Source organism: Kitasatospora sp. NPDC059571 (assembly GCF_042735675.1).
In the GTDB taxonomy this organism is placed as follows: domain Bacteria; phylum Actinomycetota; class Actinomycetes; order Streptomycetales; family Streptomycetaceae; genus Kitasatospora.
On record NZ_JBHWBW010000573.1, the window covers coordinates 1 to 4,506 of the forward strand.

Genomic DNA, 4,506 nt, shown 5'->3' on the forward strand with positions numbered 1-4,506 from the left:
GCGTTGCGGGTGCCGGGCCGAGCCGCTCAGGCGAGTCGGGGCAGCACCTCCGAACCGAGCCGGGCGATGTTCTCCAGCGTCGCCGCCCGGTCGCCGGAGCCCTCGGCGAGCAGGGCGAAGCGGCGGATGCCGGTGCTCTCCGCGGTGGCCAGCAGCCGGTCTGCGCACTGCGCCGGGGTGCCGACCGCGTGCAGGTCGCAGAGGAGCTCGGTGTACGCGTGCGGGTCGCGCATCCGGCGCTCCCGGCCGTCCACGGTGCGGTGCGCGCCGAGCCCGTACTCGAACCAGCCCGGCATGGCCCGCAGCAGGCTGGCCCGGGCGGCCGGCGCCCGGTCGTCCACCTGGACGACGCCCGCCGCCACGTGCTCGCGCTCGACGGCGGCGAGCTGCTCCTCGCCGCGTCCGCAGGCCCGCCAGGCGTCCCGGTAGGCGGCCAGCATCTGCTGCTTGTCCTCGTCGCCGGAGTGCATGCCCAGCAGCATCGGCAGGCCGCGCTCGGCGGCCGTGCGCACCCCGCCGGGGGAGGTGCAGGCGACCACCACCGGCGGACCGGCCGGCGGGCGCGGCGCCGCCTCCTGGCGCTGCCGCGGGAAGCGCCGCAGCGCGTCCGGTGCGCCCGCGTCCAGGCCCAGCCACTCGGTCAGGTCGGGTGCGCGGGGCGGCTCGGCGGCCCGCGGCACCACGGCGACCTCCGGGAAGTGGAACTGCGGCCCGTCCGCGCCGACCCGGCTGCCGCGCAGCCAGGCCAGCAGCAGGTCGAGGCGCTCCGGGAAGCCGTGCTCGAAGGCCTCCAGGCCGGTGCCGAAGACGTCCAGGTCGATCCACGGCCCGCCGCGCCCCACGCCCAGCGTGAACCGCCCGTCGGAGACCAGGTGCAGCAGGGCGGCCCGCTCGCCGAGCGCCACCGGGTGGGCGGTCGACAGCACGCTCACCGCCGTGCCGACGCCGATCCGCCGGGTCCGTCCGAGCAGCAACGCGGCCAGCGTCGCGGCGTCGGGGCAGACGCCGTACGGGACGAAGTGGTGCTCGGCCAGCCAGACGGCGTCCAGCCCGGCCCGCTCGGCGGCGACCGCGGCGTCCACGGTGCGCTCCAGCGCCTCGCCGTGGCCCTGCCCGGGGAACTGAGCGGACAGCAGGAACGCGCCCACCCTGATCCGGTCGGTGTCCGCGGGACGGTCGCACGCCTCCCCGGGGACGGGGGCCGGCGTGGCCGGTGCGTCGGTGCCGGGCCGCTCGGTGGTCTTGGTCATCGGTGCCTCCTCGGGGGTCCGCAGGGACTGCGAACCCCGCCGTGTCACCACGTGAGTAGCCGATGTCATGTGCCAACGGCACGCCGTTTCCCGATTTTCCCAGGAGATCGGGTGGATCTCAGCAAAAACACCCGACAACCCCCCGGGACCGTGATATCGAGGTCCGGGGCGGGTGGGGCCCCGTACCCTGGGAGGGAAACCGCGCCCGGCCGAGAGGTAGTTGACGTGTCGCCCCGCCGCAACCGTGTGAACAGCGCCGCCGAGCGCGAGGACGCTCCGCCCGCCGCCCCCTTCGGCGGCTCGCTGCGCCGCACCGAGAGCTACCGCGGCGAGGAGTGGGTCGTCCAGACGGTGGCCGGGTCGGCCGGCCGGTACTTCCGCTGCCCGGGCTGCGACCAGGAGATCCCGCCGGGCGTGGGCCACGTGGTGGCCTGGCCCGACCACGGGGGCGGGGTGGACGACCGCCGGCACTGGCACCGGGCCTGCTGGGGTGCCCGGGAGCGCCGCGGGGCCGGCATCCTGCGCGGCCGCGGCGCCCCCAAGTACTGATCCCCCGGCGCGCTCAGGCGTCGCGCTTGCGCAGCACCAGCACCCCGCCGGCCAGTGCGGCCAGCGTCCAGCCGAGGAAGATCAGGAAGCCCTGCAGCGGCCCGTACGGCTGTCCGGACTGCTCGTACACCAGCAGCATGCGCTGGCCGGCGTAGTCGGGGAAGTACCGGGCGACGTTCTTGACCTTGGGCACGGCGCCGAGGATCGGCGACAGCAGGAAGAAGAACGGCACCAGCACGCCCAGCGCCAGGGTCTGGTTGTGCAGCATCGCGGTCACGCCCGCCGAGAAGAGGCAGATCATCGTCAGGTAGGCGGCCGCCCCGAAGACCGCCCGCAGCACGTGCGGGTCGCCGATCCCGGTGCTGTGCGAGCCCAGCAGCCCCTGGCCGACGAAGAAGGTGACGAACGCGGTCAGCAGCGACACCCCCAGGGCCAGGCCGCCGATCACCGTGAACTTGCCGCCGAGCAGGGTGGGCCGCTGGGGGACGGCGGCCAGCGAGACCCGGATCATGCCGCTGCTGTACTCGTTGCCGATCGCCATCACCCCGAAGACCACCATGGCGATCTCGCCGAGCATGATGCCGGAGAAGGCGGTGCCGGTGGCGTCGAACGGTGCGTTCTTCGGGGCGAAGTCGGCGAAGTTGTTGTTGGCCAGGGTGCTGATCAGGGCGCCCAGGCCGAGCGTCACCAGGAAGACCAGGGCCAGGGTCCAGACCGTGGAGCGGACGCTGCGGACCTTCGTCCACTCGGACTGCAGGATCGCCGGGAAGGCCGCCATCTCAGCGCTCCTCCTGCTTGCGGCCGCCGCGGGCCTGCCAGTCGGCGCCCCAGGCGGGGGCCGCGTCGGGGGAGGGGGCGGGTGCGTCGGGCCGCTGCCCCCCGTCGCCGGCGTGGTACTGCACCGCGTCCGCGGTCATCTGCATGAACGCCTCCTCCAGCGAAGCCTGTTGCGGGCTGAGCTCGTGCAGGGTGATCCGGTGCTCGGCGGCCAGCTCGCCGAGGGCGGCGAGGTCGCCGTCCTCGACCTCCCAGGAGCCGTCCGGCCCCGGCGCGGCACGCAGCCCGGCACCGTCCAGGGCGGCCAGCAGCTGCTCGGGCTGCGGGGTGCGCAGGCGGACGGCGGAGCGGGAGTTCTGCCGGATGAAGTCGGCCATCGGCAGGTCGGCGAGCAGCCGGCCGCGGCCGATCACCACCAGGTGGTCGGCGGTCAGCGCCATCTCGCTCATCAGGTGGGAGGAGACGAAGACCGTCCGCCCGTCGGCGGCCAGGCCCTTCATCAGGTTCCGGATCCACAGGATGCCCTCCGGGTCGAGCCCGTTGACCGGCTCGTCGAACATCAGGATCTCCGGGTCGCCGAGCAGGGCGGAGGCGATGCCGAGCCGCTGGCCCATGCCGAGCGAGAAGCCGCGGGCCCGCTTGCGGGCGACCGGGGTCAGGCCGACCACCTCCAGCACCTCGTCCACCCGCCGGCGCGGCAGCCGGTTGGACTGGGCGAGCCAGAGCAGGTGGTCGTACGCGGTGCGGCCGGGGTGCACCGCCTTGGCCTCCAGCAGCGCGCCGATGAAGCGCAGCGGCTCGTCGATCCGGTCGTACGGGCGGCCGTCGAGGGTGACCCGGCCGGCGGTGGGGTGGTCGAGGCCGAGGATCATGCGCATGGTGGTGGACTTGCCCGCGCCGTTGGGGCCGAGGAAGCCGGTGACCTGGCCCTGCGGGACCCGGAAGCTCAGCCGGTCGACCGCCAGGGTGTCGCCGTAATGCTTCGTCAGCTCGTGCAGCTCGATCATCCGCGCTCCCTCGATCATCGCCAGGCTATGACAAAAGGGACAATCGGGTGTGATGGCTGCGGCATCTCGGCGAGCCGCAATACGGTGGCTGCATGACCAACCCCAGCGCGCCGGCCGTCCGCCAGCACGGCACCGGCATCCCGCTCGTCCTGCTGCACGCCTTCCCGCTCTCGGCCCGGATGTGGGCCGCCCAGCTGGAGCGGCTGCCCGGTGCGGCCGGGGAGTCCTGCCGGGTCCTCGCCCCGGACCTGCGCGGGTTCGGTGCGGCGCCGCTCGGCGACGACGAGCCCTCGCTCGACCTGGTCGCCGACGACGTGGCCCGGCTGCTGGACTCGGCCGGGCTGCAGCGCGCGGTGGTCGGCGGCCTGTCGATGGGCGGCTACGCGGCGATGGCCTTCGCCCGTCGGCACGGGGACCGGCTGGCCGGGCTGCTGCTGGCCGACACCAAGGCCACCGCGGACACCGACCCGGCCCGCGCCAACCGCGAGCGGATCGCCCGCGCGGTGGAGGCCCGGATGAGCGTGCAGATCCTCGCGGACGAGCGGATCGAGGACGGGCTGCTCGGCCCGGCCACCGACCCGGAGCTCGCCGACCGGGTGCGCGCCATGATCGCCGAGGCGCCGCCGCGCGCGGTCGCCTGGGCGCAGCGCGCGATGGCCGCCCGCGGGGACTCGCTGGAGGTGCTGGCCGGCGTCCGGGTGCCGGCCGCGGTGATCGTCGGCGAGGCGGACACCCTCACGCCGTTCGCCGAGGCGCGGATGATGGCCGACGCGCTCCCGGACGCCGAACTCACCGTCATCCCGGCGGTCGGCCACCTGAGCTCGCTGGAGGCCCCGGAGACCTTCGACGCGGCCGTCCGGGACCTCCTCAAGCGCGTCCGCGGCTGACCGCGCCGTACGGTCCGGGGCGGGCACCCGCCCGCC

5 protein-coding genes are annotated in these 4,506 nt (G+C 75.0%); 2 read left to right on the top strand and 3 right to left on the bottom strand.

What is annotated here, in order from left to right; translation table 11 throughout:
• Positions 1 to 26: 26 nt before the first annotated feature.
• The gene (locus ACFV0G_RS35740; protein WP_380556942.1) at positions 27 to 1,154 is read right to left on the bottom strand and encodes an LLM class flavin-dependent oxidoreductase; all 1,128 of its coding nucleotides are present in this window, start codon (positions 1,152 to 1,154) and stop codon (positions 27 to 29) included.
• Positions 1,155 to 1,475: 321 nt separating this feature from the next.
• On the opposite strand from ACFV0G_RS35740, the gene ACFV0G_RS35745 reads away from it, so the two are divergent.
• Positions 1,476 to 1,799, top strand: coding sequence for an ATP/GTP-binding protein (locus tag ACFV0G_RS35745; protein WP_380556934.1), 324 nt, complete (start codon positions 1,476 to 1,478; stop codon positions 1,797 to 1,799).
• 13 nt (positions 1,800 to 1,812) lie between these two features.
• Here ACFV0G_RS35745 and ACFV0G_RS35750 read toward each other — a convergent pair whose 3' ends face one another.
• Positions 1,813 to 2,577, bottom strand: a complete 765-nt coding sequence (locus tag ACFV0G_RS35750; protein ID WP_380556936.1) for an ABC transporter permease — start codon at positions 2,575 to 2,577, stop codon at positions 1,813 to 1,815.
• Between the two features lies 1 nt (position 2,578).
• The gene (locus ACFV0G_RS35755) at positions 2,579 to 3,583 is read right to left on the bottom strand and encodes an ABC transporter ATP-binding protein (RefSeq protein ID WP_380556938.1); all 1,005 of its coding nucleotides are present in this window, start codon (positions 3,581 to 3,583) and stop codon (positions 2,579 to 2,581) included.
• 92 nt (positions 3,584 to 3,675) lie between these two features.
• On the opposite strand from ACFV0G_RS35755, the gene ACFV0G_RS35760 reads away from it, so the two are divergent.
• Complete coding sequence (locus ACFV0G_RS35760; RefSeq protein ID WP_380556940.1) at positions 3,676 to 4,470, top strand: alpha/beta fold hydrolase; 795 nt, start codon at positions 3,676 to 3,678, stop codon at positions 4,468 to 4,470.
• Positions 4,471 to 4,506: the final 36 nt, after the last annotated feature.

Coding starts and splice junctions, on each gene's coding strand:
- ACFV0G_RS35750 (WP_380556936.1), bottom strand. CDS start 2,577: ATGGCGGCCTTCCCGGCGATCCTGCAGTCCGAGTGGACGAAGGTCCGC.
- ACFV0G_RS35755 (WP_380556938.1), bottom strand. CDS start 3,583: ATGATCGAGCTGCACGAGCTGACGAAGCATTACGGCGACACCCTGGCG.
- ACFV0G_RS35760 (WP_380556940.1), top strand. CDS start 3,676: ATGACCAACCCCAGCGCGCCGGCCGTCCGCCAGCACGGCACCGGCATC.